This window comes from Cupriavidus sp. 96C5-1 (assembly GCF_057798855.1).
In genome coordinates this window covers 67,706-89,920 of sequence record NZ_JBYOJU010000040.1, presented here as the reverse complement: position 1 = coordinate 89,920, position 22,215 = coordinate 67,706, and the positions used below count along the sequence as shown (strand labels likewise).

The following is a 22,215-nucleotide window of genomic DNA, read 5'->3' as shown; positions in this document are numbered from 1 at the left end:
TGCTTGCGGGCGGCGCGCAGGGCCAGGTTCTGGCAAAGGAAGACATGGGCAGACTAGTAGCGGTATCCAACCGCGTGGCCGATCCGCGCAACATCGCCGCAGGCGGGCTTGCGGTGGCGCTGGGCGAGGCGCTCAAGGCCACCGGCGGCATGTGGTTCGGCTGGAGCGGCAAGATCGTGGAGCCTGCCCAGGGAGGTACGCCAGGCGAGGGCGAGCTGCATATACAGCAGGCCGGCAATGTCACGCTGGCCACGGTCGACCTGTGCCGGGAGGACCATGACGCGTACTACCAGGGCTACAGCAACGGTGTGCTGTGGCCGGTCTTTCACTACCGCATCGACCTGGCGGATTTCGATTCCGCCTATCTCAACATTTATCGGCGCGTCAACCAGCTCTTTGCACGCAAGCTGGCGCCGCTGCTGCGCCCGGACGATGTGATCTGGATCCACGATTACCACCTGATTCCGCTTGCCTCGGAACTGCGCGCCATGGGCTGCGGGCAGCGCATGGGGTTCTTCCTGCATATCCCGCTGCCGCCGCCGCTGATCCTGGCCGCCATCCCGCAGCACGAGTGGCTGATGCGCGCGCTCTTCGCCTATGACCTGATCGGCTTCCAGAGCCAGCTCGATCTCGAGCATTTCTCGCGCTATGTGCAACGCGAGGCGCAGGCCGAGCCGATGGGCGAATACCGCTTCCGTGCCTTTCATCGTACCGTGCGCGCGCAGGCATTCCCGATCGGCATCGACGTCGACGAGTTCGCGGAACTGGGGCGGTGCGACGAATCGCGCGAGACCTACGAGATGATGCGCGGGCAATACGCGAGCCGCCGGCTGCTGCTCGGCATCGACCGGCTCGATTACTCCAAGGGGCTGCCGCAGCGGCTCAAGGCGGTGAGGGCGCTGATGGCGCAGTATCCGGAGAACCGGCGCAGCGCGACCCTGATCCAGATTGCCGCACCGTCGCGCGAGACGGTGGATGCCTATGCCGATCTGCGGCGCGAGCTGGAGGGGTTGTCCGGGGCGATCAATGGCGAGTACGGGGAGCTGGACTGGATGCCGGTGCGCTACATCCATCGGATCACCGCGCGGCGCAGGTTGCCGGGGCTGTGCCGCGCTTGCCGCGTGGCGCTGGTTACGCCCTTGCGTGACGGCATGAACCTGGTCGCCAAGGAGTTTGTCGCCGCGCAGGATCCGGATGATCCGGGGGTGCTGGTGCTATCGCGTTTTGCCGGCGCGGCCGAGCAACTGCGCGAGGCGCTGCTGGTGAATCCCTACGATATCAACGCCACCGCGCAGGCGATCCAGCAGGCCTTGCATATGCCGCTGGCGGAACGGCAGTCGCGGCACCAGAAGCTGCTGGAGCGCATCCGCGCGCAGGATGTGCATTGGTGGCGGGGGGAGTATCTGAGGGCGCTGGCGGAGACCGAGGGGGGGTGAAGGGCGGTCGACTTTGACCACAGTACCCTGGCGCAGGCAATGGATGCTCCTCGATAGAGGCTCCTGGAACTAGCTCCGCGGCGGCTGTGGCGTCTTCTTCCCTCGCGCTCCAATAGCGCCGGAAGCTGCGGCCTGCAGGATGCGGCGGAAGGTGGGACATTCCATGTGGCTCGGCGCGGGGCAGGCGGCGGCGTGCCGCAAGCCGTCGCGCATGGCGCTGAGCCTGCGGATGGTCCTGTCCAGTTCCTCCGCCTTGGCGGCGAGCATCTGGCGGTCGATGCGCGGCCGCCCCTGCGGCACGAACATGAGCGCAATCTCATCTAGCGAGAAGCCGGCGGCGCGCCCCAGCGCGATCAGCGCCAGCCGTTCCGGCACGCCGGGATCGAACTGGCGGCGCAGCCCGCGTCTGCCGCTAGAGGCAATCAGCCCCTTTTCCTCGTAATACCGCAGCGTCGATGCGGGAACGCCGGATCGCTGCACCACCTCGCCAATGTCCAGGTTTTTCATCCTCTTGACCTCAAGTCGGCTTGAATCTGCATAGTTTAGCTTCCGCTTCTTGAGGGCGAGTAAGGAAAAAGGACCATGGATGCCACACCCCAGACCGATAACGAACAGACCGCGCTTTGGAATGGCCACGCCGGACGCGCCTGGGTCGATGCACAGGCGTTGCTCGACCAGATGTTCAAGCCGTTCGAAGAACTGCTCGTCGAAGCGGTCCGCGCCGGATCCGGGCACCGGGTGCTCGACGTCGGCTGCGGTACGGGCAGCACGACGCTCGCCGTTGCGCGGCTGCTCGGCGCCGGGGGCCGCTGCGTCGGCGCCGACATTTCGGATCCGATGATCGCCGCCGCCCGGGCACGCGCGGGGCGGGAAGACACGACGGCCAGCTTCATCCGCGCGGACGTGCAGATGCACGCCTTCGAGCCCGCGAGCTTCGACACGATCATTTCGCGCCTCGGCGTCATGTTCTTCGACAACCCGGTCGCGGCCTTCGCCAACCTGCGGCGGGCGGCAAGGGACGATGCCGAACTTCAGTTCATCGCCTGGCGGAGTGCCGCGGAAAATCCGTTCATGACGACGGCCGAGCGCGCCGCTGCGCCGCTGCTGCCGAACCTTCCCGCCCGCCGGCCGGGCGTACCGGGGCAGTTCTCTTTCGCCGACCGGGATCGGATCTCTACCATCCTGGAAGAGAGCGGCTGGGCCGGGATCGACATCCGGCCGATCGATGTCGACTGCACCCTGCCCGAAAAGGCGCTGGCCGGCTACCTCTCCCGGTTCGGGCCCGTCGGCCTGATCCTCCAGGACGCGGACGAGCGGACGCGCGCGCAAGTCGGCGAAGCTGTCCGCGCCGCCTCCGAGCCCTATGTGCACGGAACCGAAGTTCGCTACACCGCCGCCTGCTGGATGGTCAGCGCCCGGGCGCCGTCCGCGTCAGCCGCGCCGCGGGAGGCAGCCCATGCCTGAGGCAGTGGACCATCTGATGTGGCTCTGCTGATCGGGGCCGGCGCGACGGCGGCGACGGACATCTGGGCAGCCGCCCAAAAGCGGCTGCTCGGCATCCCTCCGTTGGACTATGCGCTGGTGGGCCGCTGGCTCGCCCATCTGGCGCGTGGACGCTTTCGCCACGATCCCATTGCCGCCTCACCGCCCGTACAGGGCGAGCGCCTGATCGGCTGGATCGCCCATTATCTGATCGGCATGGCGTTCGCGGCCCTGCTGCTCGTGTTCTGGGGCCTCGACTGGACCCGTCATCCGACGCTCGGCCCCGCGCTGATCGTTGGCATCGGCAGCGTGGCGGCGCCCTTCCTTTTGATGCAGCCAGGCATGGGCGCAGGCGTGGCCGCCAGCCGCACGCCGCGTCCCGCCGCCGCGCGCCTCCATAGCCTCGTCACGCACGGGATTTTCGGCCTCGGCCTCTACGGGGCCGGCTGGGTTGCCAGTCTGCTGGACACGTTTCAATGGCGAAGCTGCTGCTAGCGGCGCCAGGCCATCGGCTTTGACGCAAGCCGTCGAAGCCGATCTCCCGGGGCGAACCCAGAGGCATGGCGACTGGCCATTCCGACCCCCAAAGTCCCCGATCTCCCCAATCCCTAGGTCAGATCCCCCGGCGTATCCACATCCCTGAACGCCCCTTCGTCCTCAGTCAATATCCGCATCACCGGCTGCGTCTTCAACAATTCGCGCGCCCCTTCGTCTCCGTCGAGCCTGAGCAGCGCTTCCCGCCAGGCCGAGCCAAAGCCGACGGGATGCCCGAGCCGGCCATCCCGCCAGGGCGCCGCGATGGCATCGGGCGTGGTGATCGTCAGCGCCACCGCGCGCACCAGTTTGGCCGGCAGCCACGGCATATCGGCCAGCGCTACCACCCAGCCGCGCGCGTCCGGCGTGGCGGCCACCGCGGCTGCCAGCGCCGCGCCCATGCCTGCCTCCGCGGCAGCGGTCTCCAGCACCCGGCAGCCCGCGCCGCGCAACTCGGCAGCCAGCGCCGCATTGCCTGGCCGGATCACGGCAAGTGCGCCGGGCAGGCTGGTGGCGAGGGTGTGGGCGCTGCGGCCGGCGACGGTCTTGCCGTCCGGCAGCGTGGCCAGCAGCTTGTTGCGCTGGCCGGCGGCATCGAAGCGCCGCCCGTAGCCTGCCGCCAGCAGAATGCCGGTAGGCAGGTCGGCCTCCGTGACCGGCCCGTTCAAGGGGCCGGGCTGCATGTGCTGCCGGCACCGGCCGCCATTTCGCGCGCTGCCTTGGCGCCTTCCACCTGCAGGATGTCGGGCAGCGAGACATGGTTCTTGGCGGCGACCACTTCGGCCAGGATCGAGATCGCGATTTCCGGCGGCGTGCGGCTGCCGATATAGATGCCCACCGGGCCATGCAGCCGCGCCAGCTGCAATTCATTGAGGTCGAATTCCTTCAGCCGTTCGCGCCGTGCCTGGTTGTTGCGGCGGGAGCCCAGCGCGCCCACGTAGAAGGCGCGCGTGCGCAGCGCTTCCATCAGGGCCAGGTCGTCCAGCTTGGGATCGTGCGTGACGGCGATCACCGCGCTGCGCTCGTCGAGCTGCATGTCGGTCACGGTATCGTCCGGCATGGTGCGCACCATGGTGACGCCGGGAATGTCCCAGGTCTCGGTATATTCCTCGCGCGGATCGCATACGGTCACCTGGAAGCCCAGGCCGACGGCGATCTGGCACAGATATTTCGACAACTGCCCGGCGCCGATCACCAGCATGCGGTAGCGCGGCCCGTGGATGGTGAGCAGGGTGGCGCCGTCGAAGGCCAGGCCGTCGGTGGCCAGGGCGGGCCCGAGCGTGGCGCGGCCGCTTGCCATGTCGAGCGTGCGCGCCACCAGCTTGCCGCTCTCAACGGCTTCCAGCAGTTCGTCAAGGTGGCTGGCGGCGCCGAGCGGCTCGGTCACCAGTTCGATGGTGCCGCCGCAGGGCAGGCCGAAGCGGTGCGCTTCCTCGGCGCTGATGCCGTACTTGACGGCTTCGGGGTGCGCGCCGGCAATGCCTTCGCGCCGTACCCGGTCGATGAGGTCGTCCTCGATGCAGCCGCCCGAGACCGAGCCCACCACCAGGCCGTCGTCGCGCACCGCCAGCATCGCGCCTTCGGGCCGGGGCGAGGAGCCCCAGGTCCTGACTACCGTGACCAATAGCGCGCGGTGGCCCTCGGCCAGCCAGCGCACACTGCTTTTCAGGACTTCGAGATCCACGCTGTCCATGATCGTTTCCGCTTCGTTTCACCAGTTTGTTCATCGGGCGGGCTGCCGTCGCCGGCCGCCGCTCCATCCTTGGCGACATCCTCTTGGGCGCCTTGCGCTTCCTCCTGCGCGCCGTCCCCGCTGACCGCTGCCGTAAAGCGGTCGAAGAAGACATCGGCCATCTTGCGCGCGGCGGCGTCGACCAGGCGCGAGCCGATCTGCGCGATCTTGCCGCCAACCTGGGCGTTGACCGTATAGGTCAGCACGGTGTGCTCGCCATCCGGCGCCAGCGTCACTTGCGCGGTGCCCTTGCCGAAGCCGGCCGCGCCGCCTTGTCCGTCGAACTGGATGGTGTAGCTGTCGGGCGCCTGGATATCCTGCAAGGCCATGCGGCCCTTGAAGCGCGCCTTGACCGGGCCTACCGCGGCGGTCAGCGCCAGCAGGTAGGCGTGATCGCCGTCAGGCTCGATGCTCTCACATCCCGGGATGCATTGCTTGAGCAGCCCCGTATCGTTCAGGGCTTCCCAGGCGGTTTGCTGGGCTACCGGCAATTGCCGTGTCTGCGTCATTTCCATGATTGGGGCGTCTCCTTGGTGTCTTTCATGATCTTGAGTCCCCGCGCTGCGGGGAACACGGCCATGGCCAGCGGCTCGCGCGCGGCCAGCAGCGATTCGAGGGCGAACAGGCTGTCCAGGTTGTGCGCCGAGCGCAGCGCGTCCACGTGCGGCAGGATGGCCTGTACGCCGCGCGCCTGCGGCGCGAAGCCGGCATAGCGCAGCAGCGGGTTGAGCCAGACGATGCGATGGGCGAAGCGGCGCAGGCGAGCCATCTCCGTCTCCAGCAGGCCGATATCCTCGCGATCCAGCCCGTCGGTGACCAGCAGCACGGTGGCGCGGCCGGAGAGCGTGCGGCGTGCCCATTGCCGGTTGAAGGTGGCCAGCGCCGCGCCGATGCGGGTGCCGCCGGCCCAGTCGCGCACCTGCCCGGCGATGGCGTTGACCGCTTCGTCGGGGTCGCGCTCCCGCAGCGAGCGGGTGATATTGGTGAGCCGAGTGCCGAACAGGAATACCGACAGCCGCTCGCGCGACTGCATCAGCGCGTGGCAGAAGTACAGTACCGCGCGCGAGTACTGGCTCATGGAGCCTGAGATGTCGAGCAGCAGCACCAGGGGCGGGCGCCGTTCGGCGTGGCGGCGGTATTTCCAGCGCAGCCATTCGCCTTGCTGGCGCACCGCCAGCCTGGCGCTGGCGCGCAGGTCGGCGCGCGGCCCGCTGGCGGCGGCGCGCAAGCGTCGCGTGCGCTCGGTGGCCAGGCGCGCATGGCGGGCCCGGATCATATGCTGCAGTGCGCGCCATTCCTCCGCGCCGAGCGTTTCGAAATCGCGCTGGGCCAGGCGCTCCTGCGCGGAGAAGGTGAGCGGCGCGGTGAAGCGTTCGGTGCTTTCCTTGCCGCGCTGCCCGGACTCCGGCGGGCGTTGGGCGGCCAGCGCATCGGCCAGCCGGTTGTTGCGTTTCGGTGGCGGCGCCCCGGCGTCCACGCGTGGCAACAGCAGGGCGCGCAGCTTGCTTTCCCAGTCAGGGTCGCGCCAGAAGAGATCGAAGGCGGCATCGAACAGCGGCCGCTGGTCGGGGCCGTTCACCATCAGGGCAGCCATCGCCGCGCGCACCTCGTCGCGCCGGCCGATGTCCACGTATTGCAGCGCCAGCAGCGTGTCCACGGCATGCGCGGGCGACAGCGCGAAGCCGGCATCGCGCAGCAGCCGGACGAAGTGCGCGACGTTGCGCGCCAGCATGGGGAGCGAGCCGGCGGGAGGCGTGGCGGCAAGCGCGGAATCCGGATGCGGCCTGGGCATGTCTCAGCCCTCCGGCGCTCGGCTGGCCAGCAGTTCCGCCACGGTAGGACCGTCCACGCGGGCCAGGTCGTCCTGGTACTTGAGCAGCACGCCGAGCGTATCCCGCACCGATTGCGGATCGAGTTCGCTCACACCGAGCGCGGACAGCGCGCGGCACCAGTCGATGGCCTCGGCAATGCCGGGCGACTTGAACAGGTCGATGCCGCGCAGGCGGTGGATGAAATCAATGGCCTGGTGCTGCAGCGCGGCGGCAGCCTCGGGCGCGCGCGCTGCCACGATCTGCAGTTCGCGCTCGCGCTGCGGGTAGCCCATCCACTGGTACAGGCAGCGGCGCTTGAGCGCATCGTGCACTTCGCGGGTGCGGTTGGAGGTGACCACGATCAGCGGAGGCTGCTCTGCCTTGATCACGCCGATTTCCGGGATCGACACCTGGTACTCGGAAAGCACCTCGAGCAAGAAGGCTTCGAAAGGCTCGTCGGCGCGGTCGATCTCGTCGATCAGCAGCACGCGCGGTATGCCCGGCGCGGCGGGGTCGGGCAGCAGCGACTCCAGCAGGGGCCGCTTGAGCAGGAAATCGTCGTGGTAGAGCGATTGCGTGTCGGGCCGCTCGCCGCGCGCTTCGGCCAGGCGCAGCGCCATGATCTGGCGCGGGTAGTCCCATTCGTAGAGTGCGCTGGAGGCGTCGAGCCCCTCGTAGCATTGCAGGCGCAACAGGCGCGTGCCGAGCGCGCCGGCCATGGCGCGCGCCAGCGCGGTCTTGCCGACGCCGGGCTCGCCCTCCAGGAACAGCGGGCGCTGCATGCGCATTGCCAGGTAGAGCACAGTGGCGGTTTCGCGGTCGGCGAAATACTGCTGTGCCTCCAGCAGGGCGGCGGTCTGGTCGATGGACTGGGGAAGCATGGAGGTGGCCGGAAGATGCAATGTGCGGAGAATGTGGGCACTGGTTACGCCGTCGTGCTGGAGAAAATCATTGGCTTCGCTTTTTGTGGCCTCTAGCCGAACCGCGCCTCTCCTCAACCTTCTTCCCATGAGGGGAGAGGGTGCAACAGCCGTCGTTATTGCAAACGGCTTTGGCGCATCTTGCCGGCTTCGGCCAATGCCGCCGGTTTGCTCCCCTCTCCCGCCTGCGGGAGAGGGGCCGGGGGAGAGGGTGGGCGTGGACTCGAAGTGAACGCGCCCGCTCTTTACGAGTGCGGGTGCTCTCCTTCCGATTTCTTCCCTCAGCCCTTCAGCGCCTGCTCCACCGCGCGTGCCGCCAGCACCGGGATCAGGTGCGCGCGATACTCGGCCGAGGCGTGCAGGTCCGCATTCAGCCCGCCCGGGTCAAGCACCACCGCGCGCGCCGCCGCCGGCGTGAAGCTGGCCGCCAGCGCCAGCTCCAGCGGCGCACAGCGGAACACGCTGTCGGCGGCGCCGGTGACGGAGACCCGCACGATCTTGCCGAAGCGCGCCACCATCACCCCCACCAGCGCGAAGCGCGAGGCCGGGTTGGGAAACTTGATGTAGGCGGCCTGGTCCGGCGAGGGAAAGCGCACGGCGGTGATCAGTTCGTCGGGCTCCAGCGCGGTTTCGTAGAGGCTCTTGAAGAAGTTGTCGGCGGCGATATTGCGGCGGTCCGTCACCACCGTGGCGTTAAGGCCCAGTACCGCGGCCGGATAGCACGCTGCCGGATCGTCGTTGGCGAGCGAGCCGCCCAGCGTGCCCATCGCGCGCACCTGCCGGTCGCCGATGCCGCCGGCGAGCGCGGCCAGCGCGGGGATACGCTTGAGCACCTCGGCGTTGGCCGCCACGTCGGCATGCCGTGCCGCCGCGCCGATCACCAGTTCGTCGTTCTCCACCCGGATCTCCGCCATGCCGGGGATGCGCGTCACGTCGACCAGCGCCGAGGGTGCGGCCAGCCGCAGCTTCATTGCCGCCAGCAGGCTCTGTCCGCCGCCGAGGAACTTGGCGTCGCCATCGGCCTTGAGCCTGGCCACCGCCGAACTGGCATCGGCGGCGCGTTCGAAATTGAATGCGTACATGATGTGTCTCCGATCTCAGTTGGGGGTCTGCGCCTGGCGAATCGCCTGCCACACGCGGTGCGGCGTGGCGGGCATCTGGATATCGTGCACGCCCAGCGGCGAGAGCGCATCCACCAGCGCGTTGATGAAGGCCGGTGGCGACCCGATCGCGCCGGCTTCGCCGCATCCCTTCACGCCCAGCGGATTGTGCGTGCAGGGCGTGCCCTTGGCGGTCTCCACCGTGAAGTCGGGCAGGTCGGCGGCCCGCGGCATGGCGTAGTCCATATAGGAGCCGGTCAGCAACTGGCCGCTTTCGTCGTCGTAGATGCACTGCTCCAGCATGGCCTGGCCGAGGCCCTGGCCAATGCCGCCGTGGACCTGGCCTTCGACGATCATCGGGTTGATGATGTTGCCGAAATCGTCCACCGCGGTGAACTTGACGACATGGCTTTCGCCCGTGTCGGGGTCGACCTCCACCTCGCAGACGTAGGCGCCGGACGGGTAGGTGAAGTTGGTCGGGTCGTAGAAGGCGTTCTCGTTGAGGCCGGGCTCCAGCTTGTCGAGCGGATAGTTGTGCGGCACGTAGGCGGTCAGGGCGACCTCGCCGAAGGTCTTGCTGCGGTCGGTGCCGGCCACGCTGAACACGCCATTCTTGAACTCGATGTCGGCGTCCGAGGCCTCCAGCAGGTGGGCCGCGATCTTCTTGGCCTTGGCTTCGATCTTGTCGAGCGCCTTCATGATGGCGGAGCCGCCAACCGACAGCGAGCGCGAACCGTAGGTGCCCATGCCGAACGGCACGCGGCCGGTATCGCCATGCACGATCTCCACGGCGTCGAGCGCAATGCCGAGGCGGTCCGCCACGATCTGCGCGAAGGTGGTCTCATGCCCCTGGCCGTGGCTGTGCGAGCCCGTGAAGACGGTCACGGTGCCGGTCGGGTGCACGCGGATCTCGCCGACCTCGAACAGGCCCGCTCGCGCGCCCAGTGCGCCGGCGATATTCGACGGCGCCAGCCCGCAAGCTTCGATATAGCAGGAATAGCCCAGGCCGCGCAGTTTGCCGCGCTGCTTTGCCTCGTCGCGCCGCGCGGGGAAGCCTTTCACGTCGGCCAGTTCCTGCGCGCGCGCCAGGCATGGCTCGTAGTCGCCGGTATCGTAGGTCAGGCCGACCGGGGTGGCATAGGGGAAGGTGCGGATGAAGTTCTTGCGGCGCAGTTCGGCCGGGTCCATCTTCAGTTCGTGCGCGGCGGCTTCCACCAGCCGTTCCACCACGTAGGTGGCTTCCGGGCGGCCCGCGCCGCGATAGGCATCCACCGGCGCGGTGTTGGTGAACACGGCGCGCACCTCGGCGTAGATCGACGGGGTGGTGTATTGCCCGGCCAGCAGCGTGGCGTACAGGATGGTCGGCACGCTGCTGGCGAAGGTCGACAGGTAGGCGCCCATGTTTGCGGTGGTGTGCACCCGCATCGCCAGGAACTTGCCGTCGGCGTCCAGCGCCAGCTCGGCCTTGGTGACATGGTCGCGGCCGTGCGCATCGGTCAGGAAGGACTCCGAGCGCTCCGCGGTCCACTTGATCGGGCGCTTGATTTTCTTCGAGGCCCAGGTCAGCGCCACGTCTTCGGCGTACAGGAAGATCTTCGAACCGAAGCCGCCGCCCACGTCCGGCGCGATGATGCGCAGCCGTGACTCGGGCAGGCCCAGCACGAAGGCGCCCATCAGCAGGCGTTCCACGTGCGGGTTCTGGTTCGCCACGTAGACCGTGTAGCTGTCGTCCTGCCGCGTATAGCTGGCATTGACGGCGCGCGGTTCGATAGCGTTGGGGATCAGGCGGTTGTTGACGATCTCCAGCGTGGTCACGTGGGCCGCCCTGGCAAAGGCGGCGTCGGTGGCGGCGCGGTCGCCGTGGCCCCAGACGTAACTGGTGTTCTCCGGCACGTCGTCATGCACCAGCGTGCTGGCCGAGGCGGCCTGCGCGGTGTTGACCACCGCCGGCAGTTCCTCGTATTCGACGTCGATCTTCTCGGCGGCGTCCTTGGCTTGCTGCAGCGTCTCGGCCACCACCAGCGCGACCTGGTCGCCGACGTGGCGGGCCTTGCCCTGCGCCAGCACGGGGTGGGGCGGCTCCTTCATGGGGCTGCCGTCGATGCTGTGGATCAGCCAGCCGCAGGGCAGGCCGCCGACCTTGTCGGCAGCGACGTCGTCGCCGGTGAAGATGGCGATCACGCCGGGCGAGGCCAGGGCCTCGGTCTTGTCGATGGAAGCGATGCGCGCATGCGCGTGCGGCGAGCGCAGGAAATAGCCGTAGCTTTGCTGCGGCAGCACGATGTCGTCGGTGTACTGGCCGTTGCCGGTCAGGAAGCGATAGTCTTCCTTGCGCTTGACCGGGGCGCCGATCAGGTGCTGGTTCTCGGGTGCGTTCATGGCGGTCTCCTTATTCGGCGCTGGCGCCATGCATCGCGGCCTGTCCTTGCTGCACCGCACGCACGATGTTGTGGTACCCGGTACAGCGGCACAGGTTGCCTTCCAGCTGCTCGCGGATGGCAGTGGCGTCGGCATCGGGATGCTGCCTGACCAGCGCGGTGGCGCTCATTACCATCCCCGGCGTGCAGAAGCCGCACTGCAGGCCATGGCAGTTGCGAAAGGCTTCCTGCATGGGGTGGAGCTGCCCCTCGGGGGCGAGCCCTTCGATGGTGGTGATGCTGGCGCCATCCGCCTGCAGCGCCAGCACATTGCACGACTTGACCGCGCGGCCGTCCAGGTGCACGGTGCAGGCGCCGCACTGGGCGGTATCGCAGCCCACATGGGTGCCGGTGAGCCGGAGCTGTTCGCGCAGGAACTGGACGAGAAGGGTGTTGGGTTCTACCTGGGCCTCGACGGCGCGGCCGTTGACGGTCAGGCGGATAGGAATCGCCATGCTTGTCTCCATGTGGGTGGATACGCGCATGCCCAATCCGTGAATCCCGAAAAAACTGCGCGGGACTGGCCACGACGCGGTACTGCCGTTTGCTGGTTACGGCTATTTCGTGATGTTGGTGCTGCTGCTGTCTGCTGCTTTGCTATCTGCTGATTGCTGCGGTTACGGCTGCCTGCCTGCAAGGCTGGCGCCGCCGGCCAGCGAACGTTTGGCCGCGACAGGCTCTAACAGTTAATCACAAATCGACGGCGCTTGCCATGCGGGTTGCCCCTCCGGCACTTCGGCTTGCCGGGGGCGGGCAGGGCCGGCGGCGGCGATATGCATCCGGGCGCTGCTAGAATGGCCCGCCGTGCACCGGCACCCACTCTCATAGCTATGGAAGGCATCATCGACTGGCTGTTCGAAACCGTTGCCCTGCCCAAGGTCGGGCTGCCCGCCATCTTCGTGGTCAGCCTGGTGTCCGCCACCTTGCTGCCGCTGGGCTCCGAGCCCGCGGTGTTCGGCTATATCAAGCTCAACCCGCACCTGTTCTGGCCCACCATCATCGTCGCCACGCTTGGCAACACAGCCGGCGGCGCGATCGACTGGTGGATGGGCTATGCCGCCAAGCTGGCGCTGGTGCGCTATCGCCGGCGGCGCCAGCAGCGCCAGCACGAGCGGGAGCACGCCGAACACCGCGGCCATCCCCGCCATGCGCGCAAGCCGGCGCTGGACGCGCGCTATTTCCGCTGGATGCGCCGGCTGGGGCCGCCGACCCTGCTGGCCTCCTGGTTGCCGGCTATTGGTGATCCATTGTGCACTTTGGCGGGCTGGCTGCGCTTGCCGTTCTGGCCGAGCCTGGTATATATGGCGATCGGCAAGTTTCTGCGCTACCTTGCCATGACCACGGTCCTGCAATGGATCCCGAACAGTTTCTGGCATGGCATGGCGACCACCCTCAAAAGCGTGTTCTAGCGCCGGTTCCGGGCCCCTCGGATGGCAAGGAACAACCCTTGCCCAAGCAAGGTTCCGCCATGTTGCGGTGCGGCGAAACCAGGCCTTGAAGTACAATTGCCCTTTAAAGACGATCCGGCGCACCGTCCCCGTGCGCTACAGGAAGCGGTCCCTCCTCATGAACGCCCCACTCGTGCTCGATGCCAAACTCGCCGCGCAGGACGCCCCCGCGCGCCTGCGTGAGATCCCTTATAACTACACGTCATTCTCGGATCGCGAGATTGTCATCCGGTTGCTGGGCGAAGAAGCCTGGCGGATCCTGGACGAGCTGCGCGGCGAACGCCGTACCGGCCGTTCGGCCCGCATGCTGTACGAAGTGCTGGGCGACATCTGGGTGGTGCGGCGCAATCCCTACCTGCAGGACGACCTGCTGGAAAATCCCAAGCGCCGCCAGATGCTGGTTACGGCACTTCATCACCGGCTCTCGGAGATCGAGAAGCGCCGCGCCGCCGACCGTGCCGAGCACGCCGAGCCGGCCGCCGAGGACCGCTCCCACCGGGTCGAACAGCTGGTCAGCTTTGCCAAGCAGGCCATCGAGGACTTCAAGCAGGAGTTCGCCGACGCCTATGACCTGCGCAAGCGCACCCAGCGCGTGCTGGGCCGCATCACGCAGAAGGACAACATCAAGTTCGACGGCCTGTCGCGCGTCTCGCACGTGACCGACGCCACCGACTGGCGCGTGGAATATCCCTTCGTGGTCCTCACCCCGGACACCGAGGAAGAGATCGCCGGCATGGTCAAGGGCTGCTTCGAGCTGGGCCTGACCATCATCCCGCGCGGAGGCGGCACCGGCTATACCGGCGGCGCCGTGCCGCTGACGCCGATGAGCGCGGTCATCAACACCGAGAAGCTGGAGCAGCTCGGCGCGGTCGAGCAGACCGACCTGCCGGGCGTCGCGCACAAGGTCGCGACCATCTTCTCCGGCGCCGGCGTGGTGACGCGCCGCGTGGCCGATGCCGCCGACAAGGCCGGCCTGGTGTTCGCCGTGGACCCGACCTCCATCGATGCCTCCTGCATCGGCGGCAACGTGGCCATGAACGCCGGCGGCAAGAAGGCCGTGCTGTGGGGCACCGCGCTGGACAACCTGGCCTGGTGGCGCATGGTGGACCCGGAGGGCAACTGGCTGGAGATCACCCGGCTGGACCACAACCTGGGCAAGATCCACGACGTGCCGGTCGCCACCTTCGAACTGAAGTGGTCGGACGGCAACCGCGCGCCAGGCGAAAAGCCGCTGCGCACCGAAACGCTGGCCATCGAAGGACGCAAGTTCCGCAAGGAAGGCCTGGGCAAGGACGTCACCGACAAGTTCCTGGCCGGCCTGCCCGGCATCCAGAAGGAAGGCTGCGACGGCATCATCACCAGCGCGCGCTGGATCCTGCACCGCATGCCGGCGCACGTGCGCACCGTCTGCCTGGAGTTCTTCGGCCAGGCGCGCGACGCCATTCCGAGCATCGTGGAAATCAAGGATTACCTCGACGCCGAGTCGCGCACCCCCGGTGGTGCCATCCTGGCCGGCCTGGAGCACCTGGACGAGCGCTACCTGCGCGCGGTGGGCTACGCCACCAAGAGCAAGCGCAACGCCTTCCCCAAGATGGTGCTGATCGGCGACATCGTCGGCGACGACCAGGACGCGGTGGCCCGCGCCACCTCGGAAGTCATCCGCATGGCCAACGGCAAGAGCGGCGAAGGCTTCGTCGCGGTCAGCCCCGAGGCCCGCAAGAAATTCTGGCTGGACCGCTCGCGCACCGCCGCCATCGCCAGGCACACCAACGCCTTCAAGATCAACGAAGACGTGGTGATCCCGCTGCCGCGCATGGGCGAGTACACCGACGGCATCGAGCGCATCAATATCGAGCTGTCGATCAAGAACAAGCTCCAGCTGACCGACGCGCTGGAAGCCTTCTTCGCGCGCGGCAACCTGCCGCTGGGCCGCAGCGACGACGCCAACGAGATTCCCAGCGCCGAGCTGCTGGAAGACCGCGTGCAGCACGCGCTGCAGCTGCTGCGCGAGATCCGCTCGCGCTGGAGCTATCTGCAGGACCACCTCGACACGCCGCTGGCTACCGCGCGCGCCGCGTTGATCGGCCACGGGCTTGGCCTGCTGGGCCAGGCCTTCGAGGCGCGCCTCGAGCAGCAGCCGGACGCCACCGTGTTCCACCTGCTGCAGGACCGCACCATCCGCGTGTCGTGGAAGAGCGAAGTGCGTGCCGAGCTGCGCAATATCTTCAACGGCGGCGAGTTCAAGCCCATCCTCGACGAGGCGCAGAAGATTCACAAGCAGGTGCTGCGCGGCCGCGTCTTCGTGGCGCTGCACATGCACGCCGGCGACGGCAACGTCCACACCAATATCCCGGTCAACTCCGACGACTACGACATGCTGCAGGACGCCCACCGCGCGGTGGCCCGCATCATGGCGCTGGCACGTTCGCTCGACGGCGTGATCTCGGGCGAGCACGGCATCGGCATCACCAAGCTGGAGTTCCTGACCGAGGACGAGATCGGCGAGTTCCGCGAGTACAAGCAGCGCGTGGACCCGCAGGGCCGCTTCAACAAGGGCAAGCTGTTGCCCGGAGCCGACCTGCGCAATGCCTATACGCCGTCGTTCGGGCTGATGGGGCATGAGTCCATCATCATGCAGCAGAGCGATATCGGCGCCATTGCCGACAGCGTCAAGGACTGCCTGCGCTGCGGCAAGTGCAAGCCGGTGTGCGCCACCCACGTGCCGCGCGCCAACCTGCTGTACAGCCCGCGCAACAAGATCCTCGCCACTTCGCTGCTGGTGGAGGCCTTCCTGTACGAGGAGCAGACCCGCCGCGGCATCTCGATCAAGCACTGGGACGAGTTCTCCGACGTGGCCGATCACTGCACGGTCTGCCACAAGTGCGTGACGCCGTGCCCGGTCAAGATCGACTTCGGCGACGTGTCGATGAATATGCGCAACCTGCTGCGCAAGATGGGGCAGAAGAAGTTCAATCCCGGCACCGCCGCGTCGATGTTCTTCCTCAACGCCACCAGTCCGCAGACCATCAACATGACCCGCAAGGTCATGATCGACTGGGGCTACAAGGCGCAGCGCCTGGGCAACGACGTGCTCAAGAAGCTGGCAAAGAAGCAGACCGAGCATCCGCCCGCCACGGTGGGCCGCGCGCCGGTGCGCGAGCAGGTGATCCACTTCATCAACAAGAAGATGCCGGGCAACCTGCCCAAGAAGACCGCGCGCGCGCTGCTGGATATCGAAGACAACGAGATCGTGCCGATCATCCGCGACCCGAAGCGCACCTCGCCCGAGACCGAGGCGGTGTTCTACTTCCCGGGCTGCGGCTCGGAGCGGCTGTTCTCGCAGGTCGGCCTGGCCACGCAGGCCATGCTGTGGCACGTCGGCGTGCAGACCGTGCTGCCGCCGGGCTACCTGTGCTGCGGCTATCCGCAGCGCGGCAACGGCCAGTACGACAAGGCCGAGAAGATGGTCACCGACAACCGGGTGCTGTTCCACCGGGTCGCCAATACGCTGAACTACCTCGATATCAAGACCGTGGTGGTGAGCTGCGGCACCTGCTACGACCAGCTTGCCGGCTATGAATTCGACAAGATCTTCCCGGGCTGCCGCATCATCGACATCCACGAGTACCTGCTGGAGAAGGGCGTCAAGCTGGAAGGCGTGACCGGTACGCGCTACATGTACCATGACCCCTGCCACACCCCGATCAAGACCATGGACCCGACCAGGCTCGTCAACGAGCTGATGGGTGGTAACGAGGGCGGCGGCAAGATCGAGAAGAACGAGCGCTGCTGCGGCGAATCCGGCACCCTGGCGGTGTCGCGTCCGGACGTTTCCACGCAGATCCGCTTCCGCAAGGAAGAGGAAATGACCAAGGGCGCGGACAAGCTGCGTACCGACGGCTTCACCGGCGACGTCAAGATCCTCACCAGCTGCCCTTCCTGCCTGCAGGGTTTGTCGCGCTACAAGGAAGACGCCACGGTGCAGGCCGACTACATCGTGGTCGAGATGGCCAAGCACCTGCTGGGCGAGAACTGGATGCCCGACTACGTGGCCAAGGCCAACTCGGGCGGCATTGAGCGGGTGCTGGTGTGATGCAGGGGATGGCGCCGATGAGCGCGGGCCAGCCTCCGCTTTGCTCCCCTCTCCCGCTTGCGGGAGAGCAGGGGGAGAGGGGAGCCGATATTGAGCGGTGGGTTGACGCATCGGGAGCCGCGGCATGAACCTCGTCCCCAACTGCCCTCTGTGCGAATCCGACGGCGGCGAACTGGTCTGGCGGGGCGAACGCGCCCGCGTCATCCTGGTCGAGCATGAGCGCTTTCCGGGCTTCTGCCGGGTGGTGTGGAACGGCCATGTGGCCGAGCAGACCGACCTGTCCGGGGACGACCAGGCCTGGCTGATGCGCCTGGTGGCGCGCGTGGAGCGCGCGGTGCGCGAAACCATGATGCCCGACAAGGTCAATCTTGCCGCCTTCGGCAATATGGTGCCGCACCTGCACTGGCACATCATTCCGCGCTACCGCTGGGACACGCATTTTCCCGAGGCGGTCTGGGCCCCCCCGCAGCGCGAACCGGATGCCGCGCGCCTGGCAGCGCTGGCAGGGCGCCTGCCGGCATTGCGCACGGCCCTGGCGCAGCTGGGCGAGGTAAGCTGAAGCACGGCGCGGCCTGGTGCGTGCCGCGCCTGAATCGCCGCCGGTTTTCCTGAAATCCCGGAACCAGCGGGGCAGCGCCGTCTTCTAACACCCGTTGTCCTTATTCCCACAAGAGCGGGGCCAGTGGACCAGCCATGGCCCGCCCGCGCGAAAGGTGCCATGTCCACGCCGACCTCCGTTACTGTTCCGGGCCCCGCCGTGCCGGCCCGTGCCCTCAAGATCCAGAGCCGCCTGCGGGTGGCCGAGACCTGGGACCTGATCAAGCCCTACTGGAAGTCCGAGGACCGCAAGGCCGGGCTGGGGCTGCTGGCCTTCGTGGTGGCGCTCAATCTCGGCATCGTCTATATCAACGTGCTGCTCAATGAGTGGAACCGGGTGTTCTACAACGCGCTGGAGCAGCATGACTACGTCTCCTTCAAGACGCTCCTGATCCGCTTCTCCTGGATTGCCGGATTCTTCATCGTGGCCGCCATCTCGCGCCAGTACTACACCATGATGCTGCAGATGCGCTGGCGTACCTGGATGACCGGCCGCTTCATGGATCACTGGCTCAGCCACCAGGCCTATTACCGGATCGAGCAGACCCACGCGACCGACAACCCCGACCAGCGGCTGGCGGATGACCTGCGTTCCTTCACCGACGGCGCGCTGTCGCTCTCGCTCGGCCTGCTGAACTCGGTGGTGACGCTGATCTCCTTCGTCGGCATCCTGTGGACGGTGTCGGGGCCGATCAGCTTCATGCTGGGCGGCAGCGAGATCACCATTCCCGGCTATATGGTGTGGTTCGCGGTGGGCTACGCGGTGATCGGCTCGCTGATTGCCCACCTGGTGGGCCGGCCGCTGATCGGCCTGAGTTTCCAGCAGGAGCAGTATGAGGCGGATTTCCGTTTCACGCTGGTGCGCTTGCGCGAGAACAGCGAGCCCGTGGCGCTGTATCGGGGCGAGCCCACCGAGCAGGCCGGCCTGCGCTCGCGCTTCGACCGCATCCGCGCCAACTGGAACCAGCTGATGCGCTATACGCGGCGCCTGACCTTCGTCAGTTCCGGTTATGGCCAGTTCGCCATCATCTTCCCGCTGATCGTGGCCGCGCCGCGCTACTTCGCCGGCAAGATGACGCTGGGCGGGCTGATGCAGATGAGTTCTGCCTTCGGTCAGGTGCAGAGCGCGCTGTCCTGGTTCGTCGACAGCTACGCCACCCTGGTCGGCTGGAAGGCCGCGGCCAACCGGCTGATCGATTTCCGCGACGCTATCCGCGTGGCCGAGCGCCAGGACCAGGAACACACCGGCGTGCGGGATATCGAGGTGGACCAGGCGGACACCGACGGCATCCGCATCGACTCGCTGGCACTGGCCTTGCCGGTGCGCAGCGCGCAGGGCGGCCAGATTTCCCAGCGGCCGCTGGTGGCGCCGTTCTCGCTGGAGATCGGGCCCGGCGAACGCTGGCTGGTCAGCGGTCCCTCGGGCTGCGGCAAGAGCGTGCTGTTCCGCGCGCTGGCCGGCATCTGGCCCTATGGCAGCGGCACGGTTGCCCTGCCGCGCTCTGCCCGCACGCTGTTCCTGCCGCAGCGCAGCTACCTGCCGATCGGCTCGCTGGCCGATGCGCTGGCGTATCCGGACGCCGGCACCGCGCACAGCCGCGAGGCCCTGCAGGGTGTGCTGCGCCAGGCTCAGCTAGGGGCCCTGACCGAGCAGCTCGATATGTTCGATAACTGGTCGCTGCGCCTGTCGCCGGGCGAGCAGCAGCGCCTGGCTTTTGCGCGCGCATTGCTGCAGCAGCCCGACTACCTCTTCCTGGACGAAGCCACCAGCGCGCTCGACGAGGAAACCGAAAGCGCGATGTACCGCCTGATGGTGGCATCCCTGCCGGACGCCGCCATCGTCAGCATTGCCCATCGCAGCACCGTGGCGGCCTTCCATGACCGCCGCCTGCGCTATGTGGCAGCGGATGGAGCGCACTGGGAGGCTGAGCAAGATGGGCAACGCGCGGCGGCTGCGGTAAGCTATCGGGTCGTACACGAAGCGTGAAGGCGGGTGTGGCTGCAACCTGCGGCCCGCCCACAGCCGCGCGCCACCCATCATGGCAGGCCTCGAAAAAGATACTCCCCATCCCACCGCCCTTACCGTGCACACCCAGTCGCGCGTGCTGGAGGTGGGTTTCGACAACGGTTCCAGCTTCCGGCTGCCCTTCGAATACCTGAGGGTATATTCGCCTTCGGCCGAGGTGCAGGGCCACGGCCCCGGCCAGGAAGTGCTGCAGACCGGCAAGCGCGACGTCACCATCGCCGCGGTGGAGCCGGTCGGGAATTACGCCATCCTGATCCGCTTTTCCGACGGTCACGATACCGGCATCTATTCCTGGGAACTGCTTTACCGCCTGGGCGCGGAACAGGACGCCAAGTGGCAGTCCTATCTGCAGCGCCTGGAGGCGGCCGGCGTCGATCGCGACACCCCGATGCCTGCCGCCGGCGGCCATGCCTGCGGCAACCATTGAGCGCCCCGCGGGCCATTACTGAATTCTGGAGCGAGTCATGAGCGAAACCCATTTCGGGTTCGAGAAGGTCAAGGAAGAAGAGAAGGCCGGCAAGGTGGCTGAAGTCTTCCATTCGGTGGCCAACAAATACGATGTCATGAACGACCTGATGTCGGGCGGCATGCACCGGCTGTGGAAGATGTTCACCATCGCCCAGGCCGGTGTGCGCCCCGGCTTCAAGGTGCTGGACATCGCCGGCGGTACCGGCGACCTGGCCAAGACGTTCGCGCGCCAGGCCGGCCCCACCGGCGAGGTCTGGCTGACCGACATCAACGAGTCGATGCTCAGGGTCGGCCGCGACCGCCTGTTGAACAAGGGCATCGTCACCCCCACCTGCCTGTGTGACGCCGAGCACATTCCGTTCCCGGACAACCATTTCGACCTGGTTACCGTGGCCTTCGGGCTGCGCAACATGACGCATAAGGATGCGGCCCTGGCCGAAATGCGCCGGGTGGTCAAGCCGGGCGGCAAGGTCATGGTGCTGGAGTTCTCCAAGGTGTGGAAACCGCTGGAAAAGGCCTATGACATCTACTCCTTCAAGGTGCTCCCGTGGCTCGGAGAGCGGGTAGCCCAGGATTCCCATAGCTATCGCTATCTTGCGGAATCGATCAGAATGCATCCAGACCAGGCTTCACTTGTACGTCTTATGGAACATGCGGGCCTGGAGAATGTCGAATACTTCAATCTGACAGCGGGAGTGGTGGCACTCCACGTCGGGCGAAAGTACTAGACTGAGTACCAGGTTGGGTACCAATTGATTTAGGCTCAATGAAGATGAGCGAACTTGACAGGGGAAGCATTGATATGTCGCAATTTCGCGGAAAATTCATGGCGGTGGTGCTGATCGGCACACTTGCCCTCGGCCTGGCGCTGGACGCCAACGCCAAACGTCTCGGCGGGTCGCGCAGCATCGGCAAGCAATCGTCCGGCGTGACGCAGCGCCAGCAGGCACCGGCGCAGCAGTCGCCGTCCCAGACGCCGGCGCAGCCGGCACAGCAAGCGGCGCCGGCTGGCGCGGCTGCCGGTGCCGGCGCGGCAGCAGCCGCCGCGCCCAAGCGCAACTGGGGCGGCATGCTCGGCGGCATCGCCGCCGGCCTGGGCATTGGCTGGCTGCTGTCGCACTTTGGCCTCGGCGGCGCCGCGATGGGCTTCCTGTCCAACCTGATCCTGATCGCCCTGGTGGCCTTCGTCGCGATCTGGCTGATCCGCAAGTTCCGCGGCGGCGCGAGCCGTTCGCAGCAACCTGCCTACGCTGGTGCCGGCGGTGGCCTGGGTGGTGGCCTGAATGGCGGCAACGAACCGGCCCTGCGCCAGCAAGTGCCGGTTGGCGCTCCCAACCCGGTCATGCCCGCGTCCGGTACCGCAACCCCGCTGCAGTCCGCCGCACCGGTGATGGCCGGCGCCGCGGCAGCCGCGGGCGCGGCCCAGCCTTGGGGCGTGCCGGCTGATTTCGACACCGCGGCCTTCCTGCGCAACGCCAAGATCTATTACGTGCGCCTGCAGGCGGCATGGGACGCCGGCAATCTCGACGACATCCGCGAGTTCACCACCCCGGAAATGTTCGCCGAAATCAAGATGGACCTGTCCGAGCGCGGCGCCGAGGTCAACAAGACCGACGTGGTCACGCTGGAAGCCGAACTGCTCGGCATCGAAGACAGCCCGGCGCAGCATCTGGCAAGCGTGCGCTTCTCCGGCATGATCCGCGAGAAGGCAGCCGATCCCGCCCAGCCGTTCGCCGAGGTCTGGAACCTGGCCAAGCCGGTGACCGGCAGCGGTGGCTGGCTGCTGGCTGGCATTCAGCAGGTTTCCTGAGTGCTGGGAGTGGCTTGCCGGCCGCTGCTTGGCCGGCAGGTGGAATAGAATGGAGGCCCACGTGAAAACGTGGGCTTTTTTTGTATGTTTGGTTGGATTGTCGCTTGAGGGTTGGGGGAATCGTCGAGGCGGCCAGCTTTCGGACCGTCCTGCGCGTACGGGATGGTCCGCCGCCACGGCTCGCTTCTGTTCGCGCTGAGCTGCTCTCGGTCCGGCAGGCCCCGGCGGGACCGCCGTCACGCGATGCGAAGCGAGCCGTGTTGGTGCCGGATGCCGTATGGGGCGCCTCGTGGCCGCTCTTTCGGGCTGGCCACGAGTGGGGGAGCTTCATCCGGCGCGAC

General features: G+C 67.2%; 19 protein-coding genes. 10 read left to right on the top strand and 9 right to left on the bottom strand.

The genetic code is table 11. The features are described from left to right. Positions 1-44: 44 nt before the first annotated feature. Positions 45-1,436 carry an alpha,alpha-trehalose-phosphate synthase (UDP-forming) gene (locus AC3FOF_RS33415; protein ID WP_035818501.1) on the top strand — a complete coding sequence of 464 codons (1,392 nt, stop codon included), beginning with the start codon at positions 45-47 and terminating at the stop codon, positions 1,434-1,436. A 69-nt stretch (positions 1,437-1,505) separates the two neighbouring features. Here the strand turns inward: AC3FOF_RS33415 and AC3FOF_RS33410 are convergent, their stop codons facing one another. Further along, a complete protein-coding gene (locus AC3FOF_RS33410) occupies positions 1,506-1,943 on the bottom strand; it encodes a helix-turn-helix domain-containing protein (RefSeq protein WP_017231001.1) in 438 nt (145 codons plus the stop codon). Between the two features lie 75 nt (positions 1,944-2,018). On the opposite strand from AC3FOF_RS33410, the gene AC3FOF_RS33405 reads away from it, so the two are divergent. Together AC3FOF_RS33405 and AC3FOF_RS33400 are read left to right on the top strand one after the other, a co-directional pair. After that, on the top strand, positions 2,019-2,900 hold the full coding sequence (locus AC3FOF_RS33405) for a class I SAM-dependent methyltransferase (RefSeq protein ID WP_035818499.1): 882 nt from the start codon (positions 2,019-2,021) through the stop codon (positions 2,898-2,900). An 18-nt stretch (positions 2,901-2,918) separates the two neighbouring features. Further along, entirely contained in the window at positions 2,919-3,413 is a 495-nt protein-coding gene (locus tag AC3FOF_RS33400) for a DUF2938 domain-containing protein (protein WP_488729024.1), read from the top strand. 113 nt (positions 3,414-3,526) lie between these two features. On the opposite strand, the gene AC3FOF_RS33395 is transcribed toward AC3FOF_RS33400, so the two are convergent. From AC3FOF_RS33395 to AC3FOF_RS33360, 8 genes are all read right to left on the bottom strand, one after another. Beyond that, on the bottom strand, positions 3,527-4,135 hold the full coding sequence (locus AC3FOF_RS33395; protein WP_488729023.1) for a nucleotidyltransferase family protein: 609 nt from the start codon (positions 4,133-4,135) through the stop codon (positions 3,527-3,529). Next, on the bottom strand, positions 4,117-5,145 hold the full coding sequence (locus tag AC3FOF_RS33390) for an XdhC family protein (protein ID WP_276264433.1): 1,029 nt from the start codon (positions 5,143-5,145) through the stop codon (positions 4,117-4,119). Before AC3FOF_RS33390 ends, AC3FOF_RS33395 begins: the two co-directional genes overlap by 19 nt. Further along, a complete protein-coding gene (locus tag AC3FOF_RS33385) occupies positions 5,118-5,699 on the bottom strand; it encodes an SRPBCC family protein (RefSeq protein WP_017228710.1) in 582 nt (193 codons plus the stop codon). The genes AC3FOF_RS33390 and AC3FOF_RS33385 overlap by 28 nt, the downstream gene beginning before the upstream one ends. Next, complete coding sequence (locus AC3FOF_RS33380; protein ID WP_488729022.1) at positions 5,690-6,976, bottom strand: vWA domain-containing protein; 1,287 nt, start codon at positions 6,974-6,976, stop codon at positions 5,690-5,692. The genes AC3FOF_RS33385 and AC3FOF_RS33380 overlap by 10 nt, the downstream gene beginning before the upstream one ends. A 3-nt stretch (positions 6,977-6,979) precedes the next feature. Continuing rightward, positions 6,980-7,876, bottom strand: coding sequence for an AAA family ATPase (locus tag AC3FOF_RS33375; RefSeq protein ID WP_017227770.1), 897 nt, complete (start codon positions 7,874-7,876; stop codon positions 6,980-6,982). Positions 7,877-8,196: 320 nt separating this feature from the next. After that, complete coding sequence (locus AC3FOF_RS33370) at positions 8,197-8,997, bottom strand: FAD binding domain-containing protein (RefSeq protein ID WP_276264431.1); 801 nt, start codon at positions 8,995-8,997, stop codon at positions 8,197-8,199. A 15-nt stretch (positions 8,998-9,012) separates the two neighbouring features. Next, complete coding sequence (locus AC3FOF_RS33365; protein WP_276264430.1) at positions 9,013-11,394, bottom strand: xanthine dehydrogenase family protein molybdopterin-binding subunit; 2,382 nt, start codon at positions 11,392-11,394, stop codon at positions 9,013-9,015. A gap of 10 nt (positions 11,395-11,404) precedes the next feature. After that, positions 11,405-11,887: a (2Fe-2S)-binding protein gene (locus tag AC3FOF_RS33360; RefSeq protein ID WP_017226145.1), complete on the bottom strand. Its 483-nt coding sequence runs from the start codon at positions 11,885-11,887 to the stop codon at positions 11,405-11,407. 375 nt (positions 11,888-12,262) lie between these two features. Between AC3FOF_RS33360 and AC3FOF_RS33355 the strand changes: the two genes are divergently transcribed. The 7 genes from AC3FOF_RS33355 to AC3FOF_RS33325 all read left to right on the top strand — a co-directional run bounded on the left by AC3FOF_RS33355 (position 12,263) and on the right by AC3FOF_RS33325 (position 21,874). Further along, positions 12,263-12,841: a YqaA family protein gene (locus AC3FOF_RS33355; RefSeq protein ID WP_017226144.1), complete on the top strand. Its 579-nt coding sequence runs from the start codon at positions 12,263-12,265 to the stop codon at positions 12,839-12,841. Positions 12,842-12,998: 157 nt separating this feature from the next. After that, positions 12,999-16,973, top strand: coding sequence for an FAD/FMN-binding oxidoreductase (locus tag AC3FOF_RS33350; protein WP_017226143.1), 3,975 nt, complete (start codon positions 12,999-13,001; stop codon positions 16,971-16,973). Positions 16,974-17,097: 124 nt separating this feature from the next. Beyond that, a complete protein-coding gene (locus AC3FOF_RS33345; protein WP_276264427.1) occupies positions 17,098-17,532 on the top strand; it encodes an HIT family protein in 435 nt (144 codons plus the stop codon). Positions 17,533-17,691: 159 nt separating this feature from the next. Next, entirely contained in the window at positions 17,692-19,557 is a 1,866-nt protein-coding gene (locus AC3FOF_RS33340; protein WP_035810225.1) for an ABC transporter ATP-binding protein/permease, read from the top strand. Positions 19,558-19,609: 52 nt separating this feature from the next. Then, positions 19,610-20,023 (top strand): gamma-butyrobetaine hydroxylase family protein, encoded by a 414-nt coding sequence (locus AC3FOF_RS33335; protein ID WP_017226140.1) that lies wholly within the window; start codon positions 19,610-19,612, stop codon positions 20,021-20,023. A 37-nt stretch (positions 20,024-20,060) separates the two neighbouring features. Then, a complete protein-coding gene (gene ubiE, locus AC3FOF_RS33330) occupies positions 20,061-20,792 on the top strand; it encodes a bifunctional demethylmenaquinone methyltransferase/2-methoxy-6-polyprenyl-1,4-benzoquinol methylase UbiE (RefSeq protein ID WP_017226139.1) in 732 nt (243 codons plus the stop codon). 74 nt (positions 20,793-20,866) lie between these two features. After that, entirely contained in the window at positions 20,867-21,874 is a 1,008-nt protein-coding gene (locus AC3FOF_RS33325; RefSeq protein ID WP_488729021.1) for a Tim44 domain-containing protein, read from the top strand. The last annotated feature ends 341 nt before the right edge of the window (positions 21,875-22,215 follow it).

Excerpts from the sequence above, each read along its gene's own strand:
- AC3FOF_RS33415 (WP_035818501.1), top strand. The coding sequence starts at position 45 with ATGGGCAGACTAGTAGCGGTATCCAACCGCGTGGCCGATCCGCGCAAC.
- AC3FOF_RS33410 (WP_017231001.1), bottom strand. The coding sequence starts at position 1,943 with ATGAAAAACCTGGACATTGGCGAGGTGGTGCAGCGATCCGGCGTTCCC.
- AC3FOF_RS33405 (WP_035818499.1), top strand. The coding sequence starts at position 2,019 with ATGGATGCCACACCCCAGACCGATAACGAACAGACCGCGCTTTGGAAT.
- AC3FOF_RS33395 (WP_488729023.1), bottom strand. The coding sequence starts at position 4,135 with ATGCAGCCCGGCCCCTTGAACGGGCCGGTCACGGAGGCCGACCTGCCT.
- AC3FOF_RS33390 (WP_276264433.1), bottom strand. The coding sequence starts at position 5,145 with ATGGACAGCGTGGATCTCGAAGTCCTGAAAAGCAGTGTGCGCTGGCTG.
- AC3FOF_RS33385 (WP_017228710.1), bottom strand. The coding sequence starts at position 5,699 with ATGGAAATGACGCAGACACGGCAATTGCCGGTAGCCCAGCAAACCGCC.
- AC3FOF_RS33380 (WP_488729022.1), bottom strand. The coding sequence starts at position 6,976 with ATGCCCAGGCCGCATCCGGATTCCGCGCTTGCCGCCACGCCTCCCGCC.
- AC3FOF_RS33375 (WP_017227770.1), bottom strand. The coding sequence starts at position 7,876 with ATGCTTCCCCAGTCCATCGACCAGACCGCCGCCCTGCTGGAGGCACAG.
- AC3FOF_RS33370 (WP_276264431.1), bottom strand. The coding sequence starts at position 8,997 with ATGTACGCATTCAATTTCGAACGCGCCGCCGATGCCAGTTCGGCGGTG.
- AC3FOF_RS33365 (WP_276264430.1), bottom strand. The coding sequence starts at position 11,394 with ATGAACGCACCCGAGAACCAGCACCTGATCGGCGCCCCGGTCAAGCGC.
- AC3FOF_RS33360 (WP_017226145.1), bottom strand. The coding sequence starts at position 11,887 with ATGGCGATTCCTATCCGCCTGACCGTCAACGGCCGCGCCGTCGAGGCC.
- AC3FOF_RS33355 (WP_017226144.1), top strand. The coding sequence starts at position 12,263 with ATGGAAGGCATCATCGACTGGCTGTTCGAAACCGTTGCCCTGCCCAAG.
- AC3FOF_RS33350 (WP_017226143.1), top strand. The coding sequence starts at position 12,999 with ATGAACGCCCCACTCGTGCTCGATGCCAAACTCGCCGCGCAGGACGCC.
- AC3FOF_RS33345 (WP_276264427.1), top strand. The coding sequence starts at position 17,098 with ATGAACCTCGTCCCCAACTGCCCTCTGTGCGAATCCGACGGCGGCGAA.
- AC3FOF_RS33340 (WP_035810225.1), top strand. The coding sequence starts at position 17,692 with ATGTCCACGCCGACCTCCGTTACTGTTCCGGGCCCCGCCGTGCCGGCC.
- AC3FOF_RS33335 (WP_017226140.1), top strand. The coding sequence starts at position 19,610 with ATGGCAGGCCTCGAAAAAGATACTCCCCATCCCACCGCCCTTACCGTG.
- ubiE (WP_017226139.1), top strand. The coding sequence starts at position 20,061 with ATGAGCGAAACCCATTTCGGGTTCGAGAAGGTCAAGGAAGAAGAGAAG.
- AC3FOF_RS33325 (WP_488729021.1), top strand. The coding sequence starts at position 20,867 with ATGTCGCAATTTCGCGGAAAATTCATGGCGGTGGTGCTGATCGGCACA.